Source organism: Cyanobium sp. T1G-Tous, from assembly GCF_024345455.1.
In the GTDB taxonomy this organism is placed as follows: Bacteria; Cyanobacteriota; Cyanobacteriia; order PCC-6307; family Cyanobiaceae; genus Cyanobium_A.
Genome location: NZ_JAGQBD010000001.1, coordinates 116,774 through 133,163 on the forward strand (window position 1 = coordinate 116,774; position 16,390 = coordinate 133,163).

At 63.1% G+C, this 16,390-nt stretch carries 13 protein-coding genes, 1 tRNA gene and 1 pseudogene; 7 read left to right on the forward strand and 8 right to left on the reverse strand.

The features are described 5' to 3' along the window. Positions 1-4: 4 nt before the first annotated feature. Complete coding sequence (ahcY, locus tag KBY75_RS00585; RefSeq protein ID WP_254935239.1) at positions 5-1,444, reverse strand: adenosylhomocysteinase; 1,440 nt, start codon at positions 1,442-1,444, stop codon at positions 5-7. Between the two features lie 137 nt (positions 1,445-1,581). Between ahcY and tsaE the strand changes: the two genes are divergently transcribed. After that, positions 1,582-2,019, forward strand: coding sequence for a tRNA (adenosine(37)-N6)-threonylcarbamoyltransferase complex ATPase subunit type 1 TsaE (gene tsaE / locus KBY75_RS00590; protein ID WP_255022568.1), 438 nt, complete (start codon positions 1,582-1,584; stop codon positions 2,017-2,019). Positions 2,020-2,069: 50 nt separating this feature from the next. Here tsaE and mutT read toward each other — a convergent pair. Then, positions 2,070-2,539, reverse strand: a pseudogene (gene mutT, locus KBY75_RS00595) (8-oxo-dGTP diphosphatase MutT); the annotation flags it as partial. Positions 2,540-2,590: 51 nt separating this feature from the next. On the opposite strand from mutT, the gene KBY75_RS00600 reads away from it, so the two are divergent. Continuing rightward, a complete protein-coding gene (locus KBY75_RS00600; RefSeq protein ID WP_255022569.1) occupies positions 2,591-4,327 on the forward strand; it encodes a dihydroxyacetone kinase family protein in 1,737 nt (578 codons plus the stop codon). Here the strand turns inward: KBY75_RS00600 and KBY75_RS00605 are convergent. Next, positions 4,312-5,280, reverse strand: coding sequence for an RpoD/SigA family RNA polymerase sigma factor (locus KBY75_RS00605; protein WP_254935600.1), 969 nt, complete (start codon positions 5,278-5,280; stop codon positions 4,312-4,314). The two genes, KBY75_RS00600 and KBY75_RS00605, sit on opposite strands and share 16 nt — an antisense overlap. 165 nt (positions 5,281-5,445) lie before the next feature. Further along, positions 5,446-6,828, reverse strand: a complete 1,383-nt coding sequence (gene mgtE, locus KBY75_RS00610; protein ID WP_254935242.1) for a magnesium transporter — start codon at positions 6,826-6,828, stop codon at positions 5,446-5,448. Positions 6,829-6,915: 87 nt separating this feature from the next. Between mgtE and KBY75_RS00615 the strand changes: the two genes are divergently transcribed. Beyond that, positions 6,916-7,386 (forward strand): glutathione peroxidase, encoded by a 471-nt coding sequence (locus KBY75_RS00615; RefSeq protein WP_254929218.1) that lies wholly within the window; start codon positions 6,916-6,918, stop codon positions 7,384-7,386. A 9-nt stretch (positions 7,387-7,395) separates the two neighbouring features. Here KBY75_RS00615 and KBY75_RS00620 read toward each other — a convergent pair whose 3' ends face one another. Both KBY75_RS00620 and gyrB read right to left on the reverse strand, forming a co-directional pair. Further along, positions 7,396-7,704, reverse strand: coding sequence for an SH3 domain-containing protein (locus tag KBY75_RS00620; RefSeq protein ID WP_255022570.1), 309 nt, complete (start codon positions 7,702-7,704; stop codon positions 7,396-7,398). A gap of 14 nt (positions 7,705-7,718) precedes the next feature. After that, positions 7,719-9,689 (reverse strand): DNA topoisomerase (ATP-hydrolyzing) subunit B, encoded by a 1,971-nt coding sequence (gene gyrB, locus KBY75_RS00625; RefSeq protein WP_254935245.1) that lies wholly within the window; start codon positions 9,687-9,689, stop codon positions 7,719-7,721. Between the two features lie 140 nt (positions 9,690-9,829). Here gyrB and miaA point away from each other — a divergent pair, with 140 nt between their 5' ends. The 3 genes from miaA to KBY75_RS00640 all read left to right on the forward strand — a co-directional run bounded on the left by miaA (position 9,830) and on the right by KBY75_RS00640 (position 12,596). Then, on the forward strand, positions 9,830-10,750 hold the full coding sequence (gene miaA / locus KBY75_RS00630; protein WP_255022571.1) for a tRNA (adenosine(37)-N6)-dimethylallyltransferase MiaA: 921 nt from the start codon (positions 9,830-9,832) through the stop codon (positions 10,748-10,750). A gap of 35 nt (positions 10,751-10,785) precedes the next feature. After that, positions 10,786-11,385: a translation initiation factor IF-3 gene (gene infC, locus KBY75_RS00635; protein WP_254935247.1), complete on the forward strand. Its 600-nt coding sequence runs from the start codon at positions 10,786-10,788 to the stop codon at positions 11,383-11,385. Between the two features lie 221 nt (positions 11,386-11,606). Continuing rightward, positions 11,607-12,596, forward strand: coding sequence for a GntR family transcriptional regulator (locus KBY75_RS00640; protein WP_254935248.1), 990 nt, complete (start codon positions 11,607-11,609; stop codon positions 12,594-12,596). Between the two features lie 21 nt (positions 12,597-12,617). On the opposite strand, the gene KBY75_RS00645 is transcribed toward KBY75_RS00640, so the two are convergent. Beyond that, positions 12,618-12,689: transfer RNA gene (locus KBY75_RS00645), tRNA-Gly, on the reverse strand. Between the two features lie 105 nt (positions 12,690-12,794). Between KBY75_RS00645 and cysE the strand changes: the two genes are divergently transcribed. Beyond that, entirely contained in the window at positions 12,795-13,553 is a 759-nt protein-coding gene (cysE, locus tag KBY75_RS00650) for a serine O-acetyltransferase (RefSeq protein ID WP_396097730.1), read from the forward strand. 18 nt (positions 13,554-13,571) lie between these two features. On the opposite strand, the gene secA is transcribed toward cysE, so the two are convergent. Beyond that, the gene (gene secA, locus KBY75_RS00655; RefSeq protein WP_255022572.1) at positions 13,572-16,358 is read right to left on the reverse strand and encodes a preprotein translocase subunit SecA; all 2,787 of its coding nucleotides are present in this window, start codon (positions 16,356-16,358) and stop codon (positions 13,572-13,574) included. Positions 16,359-16,390: the final 32 nt, after the last annotated feature.

Here is a 16,390-nt window from a genome sequence, read left to right on the forward strand (position 1 = left end):
CGTCTCAGTAGCGGTAGTGGTCGAGCTTGTAGGGCCCGGCTACCGGCACGTTGATGTAATCAGCCTGCTCCTGGGAGAGCTCGGTGAGCTTGGCACCGATCTTGTCGAGGTGGAAACGAGCCACCATCTCATCGAGGTGCTTAGGCAGCACATACACCTGCTTGGCGTACTGGTCACCCTTGGTGAACAGCTCAATTTGAGCCAGCACCTGATTGGTGAAGGAGGCGCTCATCACAAAACTGGGATGGCCTGTAGCGCAACCCAAATTCACCAAACGGCCCTCAGCCAGCAGGATGATTTTGTTGCCGCTGGGCAGCACGATGTGATCAACCTGAGGCTTGATGTTGTCCCAGGTGTACTGCTTGAGGGACGCCACATCGATCTCATTATCGAAGTGACCGATGTTGCAGACGATCGCCTGATCCTTCATCTGAATCAGGTGCTCGTGGCGGATCACCTTGAAGTTGCCAGTGGCAGTCACGAAGATGTCCACATCGCCCACCACGTCGTCAAGACGCACGACGCGGTAGCCCTCCATCGCCGCCTGCAGGGCGCAGATGGGGTCAACTTCAGCGATCATCACCGTGGCGCCAAGGCCGCGCAGCGACTGAGCTGAGCCCTTGCCCACGTCGCCGTAGCCAAGCACCAGGGCAACCTTGCCGGCCACCATCACATCAGTGGCGCGCTTGATGCTGTCCACCAGGGATTCGCGGCAACCATAAAGGTTGTCAAACTTGCTCTTGGTGACCGAATCGTTGACATTGATCGCAGGAAAGGGCAGCTCGCCGCTCTTCTGCATTTGATATAGCCGGGCCACACCAGTGGTGGTCTCCTCGGTAACGCCCTGAATTTCGGCGTATATGCGGGAGTAGAAGCCTGGCTGGGCGGCCAGCTTTTGGCGAATGCTGTTGAAAAGGGCGGTTTCCTCTTCGTTGGAGGGGTTATCGAGAACTGAAAGATCGCTCTCGGCCTTCGTACCCAACACCACGAGTCCAGTGGCATCGCCACCGTCATCGAGGATCATGTTAGGTGTGCCGCCATCGCCCCACTCAAGGATGCGGTGGGTGAAGGCCCAATACTCATCAAGGGTTTCGCCCTTATAGGCAAAAACCGGCACATTGGCCGCAGCAATCGCGGCGGCAGCGTGATCCTGGGTTGAAAAGATGTTGCAGCTGGCCCAGCGCACTTCGGCGCCGAGGGCGACCAAAGTTTCAATCAGAACTGCAGTCTGAATCGTCATGTGCAGGGAACCCGCAATGCGGGCGCCCTTGAGGGGCTGCTCAGCGCCAAACCTGGAGCGCAGGGCCATCAGGCCAGGCATCTCAGTTTCAGCAATTGCAATCTCCTTGCGGCCAAAATCGGCCAGGCCGAGATCGGCAATCACATAGGTATTAGTGCTTTGCAGCACGGGCGCGGAAGCCGTTGAGGCCGGTGAAGCCACCATGGGTTTTGCTTGGGGTACTGCTCGCTCCCGGCTGGGAGGGCGTGGTTTGGAAATATCTGCGGAGACGCCGAGGCTTCGGGCTCGCTGAAAATGCAATCTACAAGGAGCCCCTCATTCCTCGTGACACAAGCCCTGTGATGCAAGCCCTGAGAGATGCCGCCGCCACCAAGGCCTTCGGTCGGCAACTGGCGCTGCGTCTACCCGCTGGCATCATCCTGTTGCTGGCAGGTGACCTGGGGGCCGGCAAAACCTGCCTGGTGCAGGGCCTGGCCGCCGGCCTCGGCATTGAGGAACCAATCACCAGCCCCACCTTCGCCCTCGCCCAGCACTACCCGCTAACGCCTAGCGGCGGGCTGGTGCACCTCGATCTCTACCGGCTGGAGCTACCCGCCGCCGCCGACGAACTATTCGCCCAGGAGGAGGAGGAAGCCCGAGCCCTAGGCGCCCTGCTGGCAGTGGAGTGGCCCGAGCGACTCAGCAGCGCACCGGCCGGCTGCTGGCAGATCCAGCTCAGCTTGCGCGACCCCTTGAACCCAGAAGCTGGACGTCTGATCGAGGTGCGTTCGCCGCGCTGATCGACCGGCAGGGGCAGCTTGCTGTTTTATTTGGCTAGCTAAGTCTTGGCTTAGCTATCTGCCGCGAATGAAGTGCCCGCCCCCAACAGCGCAGCAATGATCTGGGCGTTGGCCGCCGGGAAGGGATATTCGCCCAGCTGCTCAGGCCGCACCCAGCGCACCTGCTGGGAGGCCAGCGGCTGGGGCTCGCCGCTCAAACAGGTGCACAGATGCACCACAAAGCGCAACCTCTTATGGCTGTAGGCGTGCTCCACCACGATCAGCTCCTCGCCCACCGCCACCTCAATCGCCAACTCCTCCTCCAACTCACGGCGGATCGTTTCAACGATCGGCTCACCCGGCTCCTGCTTGCCGCCGGGGAATTCCCACAAGCCCCCCAGCAAACCCTCATTGAGCCGCTGATCGATCAGCACCTCACCGGCGCCGTTGCGCACAAGCCCCACGCCGATCACCTGGAACGGCAACTCGCTGGGGGCATCCATCACGGCGTGGCAGCGGCATCGGCGGCAGCGTAGACAGCGCCCGGTGAACGTTAATTGCTTGGCCAATCGGGCCTGAATAAGTTGGAGCCATGAGCTACCTGCCGACAGACGCCTCCGACTTCGCCAGCAAGGCCATCGACGGCTTTGTAGCTGCCCATCCCCGCCACGTTCAGCGCATCGATGGCGGCGTGATCCGCATAGCGCCGATCCCCAGCGGCCAGGTGGGTGTCGTGGTGGGCGGCGGCTCCGGTCACTATCCGGCCTTTGCCGGCCTGGTGGGCCGGGGCTTAGCCGCCGGGGCCGCTTGCGGCAACATTTTTGCCTCGCCCTCGGCAGGTCAGGTGATGCGGGTGGGATTAGCCGTGGAACGAGGAGCGGGCCTTCTGCTGAGCTTCGGCAACTACGCCGGAGACGTGTTGCACTTCACGCTCGGAGCCGAACGGCTGCGGCGACAGGGAATCGACTTGCGCATCGTGACGGTCACCGACGACATCGCCAGCGCCCCCATTGACCAACCAGAACTGCGGCGTGGCATTGCCGGTGGCTTGGTTGTATTCAAGGTGGCAGGTGCCGCTGCCGAAGCCGGACTGCCCCTCGACGAGGTGGAGCGGCTGGCCCGCAAAGCCAATGGCCGCATCCGCTCCCTGGGGGTGGCCTTCAGTGGCTGCACCCTGCCGGGCGCTAGCCAGCCTTTATTTGATGTGCCCAGCGGCCGCATGGCCATCGGCATGGGGCTGCACGGCGAACCGGGCCTGTCGGAAGGGCCCCTCACCGATGCCGACAGCCTGGCAGCACTACTCGTGGAACGACTGCTGGCCGAACGGCCGGCGGATGTGCCCGAGGACCAGCAACGGCTGGTGGTGCTGCTGAACGGGCTGGGCAGCTTCAAATACGAGGAGCTGTTCGTGCTCTTCGGGGCCGTTAACCAGGAGCTCCTGGCCAGGGGGGTGGTGCTGGCCGACTGTGAGTGCGGCGAGCTGGTCACCAGCCTGGATATGGCCGGGGTGTCCCTCAGCCTCTGCTGGTTGGATGCGGAGCTGGAAGGCTTCTGGAGCGCCCCCGCCGACAGCGCTGCCTACCGCCGCGGCGCCCTTGGACCTATCCCGGCGGCAGATCCCGTAGCGGAACTGGAGTCCAAACAGCAAACATCTGTCAGGAAGACTGCTACTCAAGACAGTACAGAGTTCACAGCAGCCCAAAACGCCCTACTGGGACGCTTCGAGGCTGTGGAAAAGGCCTTGGAGCAGCGGGTTGAGGAACTCGGGGCTCTCGATGCCGTGGCCGGCGATGGTGACCATGGCCTGGGAATGCTGCGGGGCATTCGGGGCGCCCGGCAGAGCGCCATCCACGCCTGCACCCGAGGCTGCAGCACCGGGGAGGTGCTGATGGAAGCAGGAGAAGCCTGGTCTGACCACGGCGGGGGCACCTCTGGAGCCCTGTGGGGTGGGGCCCTGCTGGCAGCCGGCAATTCGTTAGCCAGGTCAAGCGAAATAGGAGCTAAAGAAATTGCGGCAGCTTTCGACTCCGCCTTGCAGGCCGTAGTCGCCCTCGGACAGGCGGCTCCCGGCGACAAAACCATGGTGGATGCCCTCCAGCCCTACTGCCTGAAGCTGCGCTCTGAGCTGGAGGCCGGCGTAGCCCTCGATCAAGCCCTGCAGAACGCTGCGGCGAATTGCCTACTGGCAGCACAAGCAACCGCAGAAATGTTGCCAAAATTGGGGCGAGCACGCCCCCATGGCAGCCGCAGCCTCGGACATCCAGATCCCGGTGCCATGTCGCTTGCCTACTGCCTGATCGCAGCAACCCAGGCTCAACCGGCCACGTAAGCCTCAACCGCATCGCTGATGCGGCGCAAGCCGGCCAACCCGTCACGCTCCAGGTTGCGCACCCGATCACGGCTGATGCCGAGGATGCGGCCGATACCGGTGAGGCTCATCGGCTCGCCGCCCTCGGGGTTGTCGGAGCAAGGAATGCCATAACGCATCTTCAGCACCCGCCCCTGCAGCTCCGGCAGTTGCTCCAGCAGCGCACGCAGGTCGCCCTTCAGGCACTCACCATCCACCCGCTCCTCCGGCAGCTCCGCATCTCCTGCCAGCAGGTCCAGCAGTTCGGTGTCATCCCCATCGCCCACCTTCGTCTCCAGGCTCACCGGTTGGCGCGCACGGCACAGCAGATCTTTCACCTCTTCTTCCGGCAGTTCCACCGCTTCGGCAAGCTCCGTCACCGTCGGCGTGCGCCCCAGCAGCTGGCTCAGTTCACGCTGGCCCTTCTTCAGCTTGTTCAGCGTTTCGGTGATGTGGATTGGCAGCCGGATCGTCCGGCTCTTCTCAGCGATTGCCCGCGTGATCCCCTGGCGAATCCACCAATACGCATAAGTTGAAAATTTGTACCCACGGGTTGGGTCGAACTTCTCAACGCCGCGCACCAAACCGATCGTGCCCTCCTGAATCAGGTCCAGCAGCTCCATATTCCGACGCGTGTACTTCTTAGCCACGCTCACCACCAGCCGCAAATTCGCAGCCACCATCCGCTCCTTGGCACGCCGGCCAGCCTGCAAGCGCTTCTTAAGTAGGGGCGCGCTCAGACCAGCGGCCTGGGCCAATTCCACCTGGCTTGGCTTGTTACCCAGCTGCACCTCCAGCTCCTGCTCAAGCTCCTCCAAACCCACCAGCTCCTGCACCTGGCGGCCCAAGGTGATCTCCTGCTCGTGGGATAGCAGCGGCACTCGGCCGATGTCCCGCAGGTAGCTGCGCACTAGGTCGCCGTCGGCCGCGGGCATGGAGCGGGCAGCCTTGTCGGGAGCAGCTGCGCTGGGTGCAGTAGCGATGGCGACGACCACGGCGTTAGGGCTTTGAAGATGTGTAAAGCCTAACCTGAAGAAGTGTTAACCCCTCTCAGAAACCCCAAAACTGCGGCGACAGCTCAAGCCACTCCAAGCAGCCACCTAGCCAGGCGCGGCGCGTTGCAGCAGCCAGGAGGCGGTTTGCAGGTAGATGAACACACCAGCGACGTCGGTAGCGGTGGCAATAAAAGGGGCTGACATCAAGGCCGGATCCAGGCCTAGACGGTCAAACAGAAGCGGCAGCGCCGCGCCGGCCGTTGCAGCGAGGGTGGTGATCGCCACCAGGCTCAGGCCGGCGGCCATGGCCACTACCCAGCTGCCTGCCACGTAAGCAGCCCACGGCACCACCGCCAGCACCATCAACAAGCCCAGCAGGGCGCCGGCCACAGCCTCGCGCCAAATCGCCCGCCAGGCGCCCATCGCCTGAATGCGCTGGGTGCTCAGGCCCCGAATCACCACGGTGGAGCTCTGGGCTCCCACATTGCCGCCGGTGCCGATCAGCAGCGGAATAAAGGCGGCGAGCACCACCACCTGCTTGAGCACCAACTCCTGGGAAGCGATCACCGCCGAGGTGCCGCTGTTAGCCACCAGCAACACCAGCAGCCACACCACCCGGCGCCGCGCCACGGTGAACAGATTGCTTTGGAAGTAGTCGTCTTCATCGCCAGCCTGCACGGCGCCGGCGGCATAAAGGTCGCGGGTGGCCTCCTGCTCGATCACGTCGATGACGTCGTCCACGGTGACGATCCCCACCAGCCGCTGCTCCCGGTCCACCACCGGCACGGCCAGGAAGTCGTAGCGCTGGATGGCGCGCGCCACCTCCTCCTGGTCGGTGTCGGTGCCGACGCTCACCACATCGCGGGTCATCAGATCGCCGATGCGCGCCTCGGGGTCGGCCGTGACCAGATCGCGCAGCGACAGGATGCCGGTGAGGTGACGAGAGCCATCAGTGACATATAGCGAGTAGATGGTTTCGGTGTCGCGGGCGCGGCGGCGCACTATCGCCAGGGCTTGGTCGGCGCTGTGAAACTCCTTGAGGTCGACGAATTCGGTGGTCATCAGCCGGCCTGCCGTCTCGCTCTCATAGCCAAGAAGTTGGGCCGTGACCCGCCGCTCCGCTGGACTGAGTTCAGCCAGTAGGCGCCGCACCACCTTGGCGGGCAACTCATCAAAAAGCCGCACCCGATCATCGGGTGACATTTCTTCCACCAGCTCCAGCACCTCGCCGGAGCGCAGCCGCTCCAGCAAGGTCTGCTGTACCGCTGCATCGAGGTATTCGTAGACCTCGATGGCTTCGTCCTTTGGCAACAGCCGAAAGGCCAGGGCCTGCAGGGTGCGCGGCAAGCTGCCGATCGCTTCTGCCGCATCAACCTCCTGCACGGGGCCGAGCAGCAACTTGGCGCCGTCGTAGTTACCGGCCTCAAGCAGGCTTTCCAGCTGTTGGGCGACCACCTCGGCCACCTGAATCCCGTTGGCTTCGCTCATGGGCACCGCGACGCCGCAATAATGAGTTTATGGGTCGCAGCTGCCCTCGGCTCGCTATGGTCCGCCCACTTGATGACACCCGCACCAATGGCTATCTCCGTGAGCAATGTGGCCGTGCGCGACGCCAAAGGCGACGATCGCATTTTGGGCGAATGGGCCGGCAAGGTGCTGCTGATCGTGAACGTAGCCAGCCGCTGCGGCTTCACCCGCCAATACGCAGGCCTGCAGGCGCTTCAGGAGAGCTACGGCCCCCAGGGCCTGGCGGTGCTCGGCTTCCCCTGCAACGATTTCGGCGCCCAAGAGCCCGGCACGCTGCCAGAGATCCAGCAGTTCTGCTCCAGCACCTACGGCGCTGATTTTGAGTTGCTCGACAAGGTGGTAATGGCTGAAGAGCCCTACACCACCCTCAGCCAAAGCGAGCCCGCTGGCCCCGTGGCCTGGAACTTCGAGAAGTTTCTAGTGGGCAAGGATGGCACCGTGTTGGGCCGCTACAAGAGCAATGTGGAGCCCGATTCCGCTGAGCTGAAGGGCGCCATCGAAGCTGCCCTGGCCGCCTGAGCGGCAGACTCAACCCGCCGGCACCCAGCCACGGCGATCAGCGACCTGCACCTGCAACCAGCGCTGGCCGGAGCTGCCCCGCCAGCTGCGCAGCACCCGCAGGGGCTCACCTGGCCCAAGTTGCTGCAGGGCAGGCGCCCGTTGTTCAGGAGCGACCCGCAAAGCCACAGCACGAGAGGAAATCAAGGGATCGCTGGCGCTACGCCGCCGCACCTCATGGGGCCTCCGATCAGCCCCTCCGGCGGGCAAACCCACGGGGGTGATCAGGGCGAAACCCAGCAGGGCCGCCCAGCGCCAAGCTGCAGACGACTGCGTCATGCGGGTGCCCGCCATCAAATGTCGAGCTGAGCTAGATCGAGGGTGGCGCTATGAGCCTCGATGAATTCCCGGCGCGGGGCAACTTTGTCGCCCATCAGGATTGTGAAGATGCGATCGGCTTCGAGAGCATCTTCAATCTCGACTCGCTTCATCATGCGAGTGGTGGGATCCATGGTGGTTTCCCATAACTGCTTGGGCATCATTTCACCCAAGCCCTTGAAACGCTGGATCGTGTAATTCGCCTTTTCACCAAATGATGCGATCGTTGTCTTGAGATCGTCTTCGTTGTAGCAGTAAGTGTGGTTTTTGCCGCGCTCCACTTTATAGAGAGGTGGGCAGGCAATGTAGATGTAGCCGCCTTCAACTAGTGCCCGCTGATAACGGAAGAAGAAGGTGAGGATCAGGGTACGGATGTGGGCGCCGTCGACGTCGGCGTCGGTCATGATCACGATCCGGTGGTAGCGCAGATTTTTCTCGTCAAATTCTTCGCCCTTGATCCCCAGGCCTAATCCTGTAATCAGCGCCTGAATCTCGGTATTTTTATAGATCTTGGCGTCGTCTGTTTTCTCGATATTGAGAATTTTGCCCCGCAATGGCAGGATCGCTTGGAAGCGACGGTCGCGCCCCTGCTTAGCAGAGCCACCAGCTGAATCCCCCTCCACGATGTAGATCTCAGACTCGGCCGGGTCGCGGGAGGAGCAATCTGCCAACTTGCCAGGCAGGGTGGAGCTCTCGAGCACACTCTTGCGGCGCACCAGCTCGCGAGCGCGGCGAGCAGCCTCAGCAGCATTAAAGGCCTGAATCGCCTTCTCGAGGATCAGATCGATCACCGAGGGATTGAATTCAAGATATTCGCTGAGGGCTTCACCCACAAGGGTGTCAACAATGCCGCGAACTTCCGTATTGCCCAGCTTGGTTTTGGTCTGACCCTCAAATTCCGGGTCGGGCACCTTCACCGAAAGCACCGCGGTGAGGCCCTCGCGGATGTTTTCGCCAGCCAGATTGGTATCGGCATCCTTGCGCTTGCCGCGCTTTTTGGCAAAGGTGTTGAGGGTGCGGGTAAGCACAGTTTTGAGGCCCTCGATGTGGGTGCCACCATCGACGGTGCGGATGTTGTTGGCAAAGCCAAGAATGCTGTCTGAGTAGGCATCCACGCACCACTGCAGTGCCGCTTCCACCTGTACGCCGTCCTTTTCGCGGTTGACGTAGATGATTTCGGGGTGGAGAGGATCCTTCTCCTTATTCATATAGGCGACGTATTCCTTGATGCCGCCTTCGTAGAAATAGATCTCTTCGTGAGCTTCGCCAGCGGCATTGCGGGCCGCGGCGCGGTCGTCACGGAAGACAATCCGCACCCCACCATTAAGGTAGGCCAGCTCGCGCAAACGCGAAGAGAGAGTTTGGTAGTCGAACTCAATGCCGGTCGAGAAAATCTCGATATCGGGCTTGAAGCACACCGATGTTCCGGTGCGGCCCTTCTCACCAGCGGCTGATTGCAGGATGCCGATCGGAGCACCGCGTTCAAAGCGCTGGGTGTGCACCTGGTCTTGGCGGTAAACCGTGACCTCCACCCACTCTGAGAGGGCATTGACCACCGAAACACCAACGCCGTGCAGGCCGCCAGAAACCTTGTAGCCACCGGAACCAAACTTGCCGCCGGCGTGCAACACCGTGAGCACGGTTTCAAGGGCGCTCTTACCGGTGCGCGGGTGGATATCTGTGGGGATGCCGCGGCCGTTGTCGGTGACGGCGCAAGAGCCGTCGTCGTTGAGCACCGCCAGAATCTGGTCGCAATGGCCGGCTAGGGCCTCATCCACTGCGTTGTCGACCACCTCGTACACCAAATGGTGCAGGCCTCGGGGGCCGGTGGAGCCGATGTACATGCCAGGCCGTTTGCGAACCGGCTCCAGGCCCTCCAGAACCTGGATCTGCTCGGCGCCATAGGCGGCCTGAATTTTTGTGGAAGCTTGGCTTTCAGCGCTCATGCAGGAAGGTCTCCCCAGGGATTCGGCACAGGACGGCGAAATCCCGGGGCAAGTAAGGCGCAAACGAGCCCAAAAGCCCTTTTGCAATAAGCAATTTACCACCGCCAACCCGGGCTGACACCCCCTGGCAAGGTGGACCCATGAGCCCCACTGAGTCCGCAGGCCAACCGCTCGTCATCGTCTTGCTGGGTCCAACGGCCAGCGGCAAAACAGACCTGGCGATCGCCCTGGCTCAGACCCTGGATCTAGCGGTGCTCAACGTGGATTCGCGCCAGCTCTACCGCCAGATGGACGTGGGCACCGCCAAGCCCACGGCCGCCCAGCGGGGGCAGGCGCGCCACGAGTTGCTGGATCTGCGCGATCCCGACCAGCCGATGAACCTGCAGGAGTTTCGGGCCATCGCCGAGGACCAGCTCAAGGCCGAACTTGCCCGCAAGCCCCTGGCCCTGCTGGCTGGCGGCAGCGGCCTCTACCTTCAGGCCCTCACCCAGGGGCTGGAGCCCCCAGCGGTGCCACCCCAACCCCAGCTGCGCGCCCAGCTGGCAGCCCTCGGCCAGCCCCTCTGCCACCAGCTGCTGCGCCAGGGCGATCCGGTGGCCGCCGCCCGCATCGCCCCCGCCGATGCCGTGCGCACCCAAAGGGCCATGGAGGTGCTCTATGCCACAGGGCGGCCCCTCTCCAGCCAGCAGGGGGCCACGCCGCCGCCCTGGCGGGTGCTGGAGCTGGGCCTAAACCCGACCGACCTAACAGCCCGCATTGCCAGCCGTACCCGGGGCCTATTTGCTGCGGGGCTGGTAGCTGAAACCGAAGCGCTGATCAAGCGCTACGGGGCTGGGCTGCCCCTGCTCAACACCATCGGCTATGGCGAAGCGAGGCGGCAGCTGGCCGGCGAGCTCAGCGAAACTGAATCGATCGCCCTTTGCGAGCAGCGCACCCGCCAATTCGCCAAACGGCAACGCACCTGGTTTAGGCGGCGCCATGCGCCGATCTGGCTGGAAGAGCGCAGCACCGAGGGGCAGTTGGCTCAGGCGTTGCAAGTGGTCGAGCGCGGACTAGGGTGAAGCGTTAGCGATTTCGCGATCCTTCACACCCCTGAATGCCTCCACGTCCCCGTTTTGACCGCCGTGCTCCCGTGCGGGAGCTGCCCAACATCAACGACCGCATCAGCTACCCCAACCTGCGGGTGGTGGATGCCGATGGCAGTCAACTGGGGGTGATCACCCGCGAGGAGGCCCTTGAAGTGGCCAAGGACCGCGAGCTCGACCTGGTGTTGGTGAGCGAGAAGGCCGATCCGCCGGTGTGCCGGATCATGGATTACGGCAAATACAAGTTTGAACAGGAAAAGAAGGCCAAAGAAGCCAAGAAGAAGTCGCATCAGACGGAAGTAAAAGAGGTGAAGATGCGCTACAAGATCGACTCGCACGACTATCAAGTGCGGATCGGTCAGGCGCAGCGCTTCCTTAAGGACGGCGACAAGGTGAAGTGCACCGTGATCTTCCGCGGCCGCGAAATCCAGCACACAGCCCTGGCTGAAGTGCTGCTTTACCGCATGGCCAAGGACCTCGAGGACAACGCCGAGATCCAGCAGCCCCCCAAGCGGGAAGGCCGCAACATGATCATGTTCCTGAGCCCCCGCAAGGCCGCCGCTCCAAAGGGCAACAGCAAGGCCGCAGCCGCAGCCGAAACAGCCAGCTAAACCTGCGGGCAGAAAAAGCGGAAGCGCTGGGGCATTGAGCTTGTGTCCAGAGTTTTGTACAGGCCGTACAGAATTCAGGAACTTTTCTTACGCACACCACTCAAACCAGCCAGAGCAGCCGCACTCCCCCAACCGGCACACGCGCTTATGCCAACAGGGGGATTGTCCCCAGGGCCAAGCCTCTTTATGGTGGCCACCAGCCCAATTGGCCCAACCCCGGCGTGCGATTCCACATCCAGCAGGAAAGCGACATCCCGGCGTCGACGCAGCTCTACAACCAGATCTGCTTCGCCATTGCGGCCCGCCACTACCCGCCGGGGCACCGATTGCCCAGCACCAGGCAGCTGGCGATGCAAACAGGCCTGCACCGCAACACGATCAGCAAGGTGTATCGCCAGCTGGAAACCGACGGCGTCGTTGAGGCGATGGCTGGGTCTGGCATCTATGTGCGCGACCAGCAAAAGCCGCGGGAAATCAAGCCGCCGCCGGGCCCCAGGGGCAGGCCCCTACCGGACATCGACCGTCAGGTGCGCCAAAGCGTCGATGGCCTACTCAATGCCGGCTGCACCCTGCAGCAGGGCCGCGACCTGCTCACCCGCGAGATCGACTGGCGCCTGCGCTGCGGCGCCCGGGTGCTGGTCAGCACCCCCCGCGAGGACATCGGCGCATCGATGCTGATCGCCGAGGAGCTCAGCCCCAGCCTGGAGGTGCCGGTGGAGGTGGTGCCGATGGAGGAGCTGGCGGCGGTGCTCACCGAATCCAACAACGGCACGGTGGTCACCAGCCGCTACTTCCTACAGCCGGTGGAGGAGATTGCCAAGCAGCACGGCGTGCGGGCGGTGGCCGTTGATCTCAACGATTTTCGCCACGAGCTCGACCTGCTCAAGGAGTTGCGCCAGGGCAGCTGCGTGGGCTTGGTGAGCATCAGCCCAGGCATCCTGAGGGCCGCCGAGGTGATCCTGCACAGCATGCGCGGCAACGAGCTGCTGGTGATGACCGCCAACCCCGACACCGGCAGCCGCCTGCTGGCCCTGCTGCGGGCCGCCAGCCACGTGCTCTGCGACCGCCCCAGCCTGCCTCTGGTGGAGCAGAGCCTGCGCCAAAACAGGGCCCAACTAATACGGATGCCGGTAGTGCACTGCGCCCAGAGCTACCTAGGCACCGCCACCATCGACGGCCTGCGCAAAGAAATCGGCCTACTGGCTCAGTGAACCAAAGGACCAGTTAATTCAAGCGGATGAAGAGATTCGAACTCTCGACCCTCTCCTTGGCAAGGAGATGCTCTACCACTGAGCTACATCCGCAATTACCGGCGTTGCCGGTTTGAAGATCATGCATGACAGGGTGCCCCTCGGTCAAACGCTGGGCAAACCCCAGCCAGGCGCCCCTGGCTCCGGCAGGATGGCTCAATGCTCAAGGCACTGCAGGCCGACCTGGCAATCATCAAGCAGCGAGATCCTGCGGCCCGAGGCACGCTGGAAATCCTGCTCTGCTACCCGGGCCTGCACGCCCTGACCCTGCACCGTTTCAGCCATTGGCTCTGGGGGCGGCAACTGCCGCCCTTGCCCCTGGTAGCGCGGCTGCTGAGCCAGGTGGGGCGGTTGGCAACCGGAGTTGAAATCCACCCCGGCGCCCGGATCGGCCACGGCGTGTTCATCGACCACGGCATGGGGGTAGTGGTGGGCGAAACAGCCGTAATCGGGGATCGCTGCCTGCTTTATCAGGGCGTAACCCTGGGGGGCACCGGCAAAGCCCACGGCAAGCGCCACCCGACCCTGCTCGAGAACGTAGTGGTAGGCGCCGGCGCCAAGGTGCTGGGTGCCATCACCGTGGGCGCCAACACCCGCATCGGCGCCGGCTCGGTGCTGCTGCGCGATGTGGCAGCCGACAGCACGGTGGTGGGCATCCCGGGCCGGGTGATCCATCAGAGCGGGGTACGCATCGACCCCCTAGCCCACTCAGCCCTGCCCGACACGGAAGCGAATGTGATCCGCAACCTGATGGAGCGCATCGACGTGTTGGAAATGGAACTAGCCCGCACCCAGGGCTGCCTGCGGGAGCTGGCCGCCGGCCGCCCCCTGCTGGAGCCCTGCACCGGGGCCGCTCAAAACCTCAAAGACCGCGAAATCCTGGAGTTCTTGGGAGACAACCCTGGCATCACCAGCTGAACTCAGGGGCAGCTGCGATTAAGCAGTCGCCCCCTGGGGTGCCGGCGCCGGCTGGAACATGAACATCGAGTAGATCACGTTACGGCGCATCTGGGTCATCATCTCGAGGAACATATCGTAGCCCTCATTTTTATATTCAATTAGGGGATCTTTCTGGCCATAGCCGCGCAGACCCACCGACTCGCGCAGGGCATCCATTGCTTGTAAGTGCTCACGCCAGAGGGTGTCGATCTGCTGGAGAATGAAGTAGCGCTCCGCTTCCCGCATCAGGCCAGGGCGCTGCTGCTCAACTTGGCCCTCCTTGATGTCGTAGGCGTTGCGCAGCTGCTCCTGCAGGAAGGCCTTTAGCTCCTCTACCCCTAAACCCTGGAGCTGGTCTGCGGTGAGATCTTCCAGGATATAAATAAACTCCTTTGTTTTCTCCACCAGGCGGGTGAGGTCCCACTCCTCCGGCGGCAGCTCGGGATTGACGTAGGCCTCCACGATGTCTTCTACGGTTCGCTCGCCGTAGCCGATCACCTGGGCCTTTAGCTCCCGGCCTTCGAGCACTCGGCGCCGCTCAGTATAAACGGCTTTACGCTGGTTGTTCATTACCTCGTCGTACTCGAATACCTGCTTGCGGATGTCGTAGTAGTAGGTTTCGACCTTCTTTTGGGCCCCTTCCAGCGAGCGGGTGAGCATGCCCGATTCAATCGGCATGTCTTCCTCCACCCGGAAGGCATTCATCAGGCCGGCCACTCGGTCGCCGCCAAAGATGCGCAGCAGATTGTCTTCAAGCGACAGAAAGAAGCGGGTGGAGCCCGGGTCACCCTGACGGCCGGCGCGGCCGCGCAGCTGGTTGTCAACGCGGCGGGATTCGTGGCGCTCGGTGCCGATCACGTGCAAGCCACCGGCCTCGCGCACCTGCTGCTCGTCCTGCTTGACCACGGCGTCGTATTCAGCCTTCACCTGGGCGATGCAGTCGCGCAGAGCCTGGATCTGGGGGTCCTCGCTGGGGGCCTTTTCAGCTGCCTGGGCAATGCGGTCTTCCAACTCGAGCAGGGTGAGCTGCCGGTCGCCCCAGGCATTCACGAGGGATTTGGCGAGGGTGACCAGCTCTTGCTCGCTGGTTTCGCTGAGGCTGCAGGGATAGAGGCTCCCCAAACTGCGAGCCTCACGGGCAGCTTTGGCTGAGGGGATGGGCCTGTGCTCGTTTTCAGGGCGCACCAACTTGGGCAGCAGCACCTCGCGCAACTTGAGGCGGGCCATGTAATCGCTGTTGCCGCCCAGGATGATGTCGGTGCCACGGCCCGCCATGTTGGTGGCGATGGTTACGGCACCGGCCCGGCCTGCTTGGGCCACGATCTCGGCCTCCCGTTCCACGTTTTCGGGCTTGGCGTTGAGCAGGTTGTGGGGGATGTCTTGCTCGGCCAGCAGGGCACTGAGTAGCTCCGATTTCTCCACGCTGGTGGTGCCCACCAGCACCGGCCGGCCGCCCTTATGCACCTCGGCGGTTTCCAGGGCCACGGCGCGCCACTTGGCCGTTTCGGTTTTGTACACCTGGTCGGTCCAGTCGGAGCGGGAGCGCACCCGGTTGGTGGGCACGATTGCCACTTCGAGCTTGTAAGTTTTCTCGAATTCCACCTCTTCGGTTTTGGCGGTACCGGTCATGCCGGCCAAGCGCGGGTAGAGCAGGAAGAAGTTTTGGTAGGTGATTGAGGCGAGGGTTTGGGTTTCGGGCTGGATCTCCAGCTGCTCTTTGGCCTCAATCGCCTGGTGCAAGCCGTCGCTCCAGCGCCGCCCCGGCATCACCCGGCCGGTGAATTCATCAACGATCACCGCATCGCCGTTACGCACTATGTAGTTCACGTCTCGGGCAAACATCTCCTTGGCCTTGAGGGCATTGCCAATGAAGTGGGCCCAAGGGTCTTCTGGGTTGAAGAGATCGCTCACGCCAAGCTGCTGCTCGGCCTTGGCGTAGCCCTCGTCGGTGAGGGTCACATTGCGCTGCTTCTCGTCGACCTCGTAGTCACCCTCAGGGTCGATGCCGTCTTTACCCAGCTCGGCTGAACGCTCCAGCAGCTCAGCCACCTCGGCGGCCCGGCGATATTTCTCCTGGGGGCGCTCGATCTGGCCGGAGATGATCAGCGGCGTGCGGGCCTCATCGATCAGGATCGAATCGACCTCATCGATCACGCAGTAGTTGGGCTGGCGCTGCACCACCTCGGCGATGTCGCTGGCCATGTTGTCGCGCAGGTAGTCGAAGCCCAGCTCGCTGTTGGTGGCGTAGGTGATGTCGCAGGCGTAGTTGGCCCGGCGGGCTGCTGGCGCCATCTCCTGCTGGATCAGGCCCACCGATAGCCCTAAGAAGCGGTGCACCTGACCCATCCACTCGGCGTCGCGGCGGGCCAGGTAGTCGTTCACCGTCACCACGTGCACGCCCCGACCGGTGAGGGCGTTGAGGTAGGCGGGCAGGGTGGCCACCAGGGTTTTGCCCTCGCCGGTCTTCATCTCGGCGATCTGGCCGTCGTGCAGCACCATGCCGCCGATCAGCTGCACATCGAAGTGGCGCATGCCCAGCACCCGCTTGCCCGCCTCACGCACCACGGCAAAGGCCTGGGGCAGCAGCTCATCAAGCAGGGCCCGCTCCTTGGCGGCATTGCCAGCCACCTGCTCCAACTTCTGACGGAACTCACCCGTAAGGCCGCGCAGCTCATCGTCGGAGAGGGGGGCAATCTCCTCCTCGAGCAGGTTGATGTCGGAAACGATCGGCTGGTAACGCTTCAGCTTGCGGGCATTGGGGTCACCCAGCAGGAGCTTGAGCATGGAGAAAGCTAATCAGCGCTGCAGTCAGCCTA

What these genes read in the sequence shown, in the direction of transcription:
- ahcY (WP_254935239.1), bottom strand. Translation starts at nt 1,444, where the DNA reads ATGGTGGCTTCACCGGCCTCAACGGCTTCCGCGCCCGTGCTGCAAAGC.
- tsaE (WP_255022568.1), top strand. Translation starts at nt 1,582, where the DNA reads ATGCAAGCCCTGAGAGATGCCGCCGCCACCAAGGCCTTCGGTCGGCAA.
- KBY75_RS00600 (WP_255022569.1), top strand. Translation starts at nt 2,591, where the DNA reads ATGAGCTACCTGCCGACAGACGCCTCCGACTTCGCCAGCAAGGCCATC.
- KBY75_RS00605 (WP_254935600.1), bottom strand. Translation starts at nt 5,280, where the DNA reads ATGCCCGCGGCCGACGGCGACCTAGTGCGCAGCTACCTGCGGGACATC.
- mgtE (WP_254935242.1), bottom strand. Translation starts at nt 6,828, where the DNA reads ATGAGCGAAGCCAACGGGATTCAGGTGGCCGAGGTGGTCGCCCAACAG.
- KBY75_RS00615 (WP_254929218.1), top strand. Translation starts at nt 6,916, where the DNA reads ATGGCTATCTCCGTGAGCAATGTGGCCGTGCGCGACGCCAAAGGCGAC.
- KBY75_RS00620 (WP_255022570.1), bottom strand. Translation starts at nt 7,704, where the DNA reads ATGACGCAGTCGTCTGCAGCTTGGCGCTGGGCGGCCCTGCTGGGTTTC.
- gyrB (WP_254935245.1), bottom strand. Translation starts at nt 9,689, where the DNA reads ATGAGCGCTGAAAGCCAAGCTTCCACAAAAATTCAGGCCGCCTATGGC.
- miaA (WP_255022571.1), top strand. Translation starts at nt 9,830, where the DNA reads ATGAGCCCCACTGAGTCCGCAGGCCAACCGCTCGTCATCGTCTTGCTG.
- infC (WP_254935247.1), top strand. Translation starts at nt 10,786, where the DNA reads ATGCCTCCACGTCCCCGTTTTGACCGCCGTGCTCCCGTGCGGGAGCTG.
- cysE (WP_396097730.1), top strand. Translation starts at nt 12,795, where the DNA reads ATGCTCAAGGCACTGCAGGCCGACCTGGCAATCATCAAGCAGCGAGAT.
- secA (WP_255022572.1), bottom strand. Translation starts at nt 16,358, where the DNA reads ATGCTCAAGCTCCTGCTGGGTGACCCCAATGCCCGCAAGCTGAAGCGT.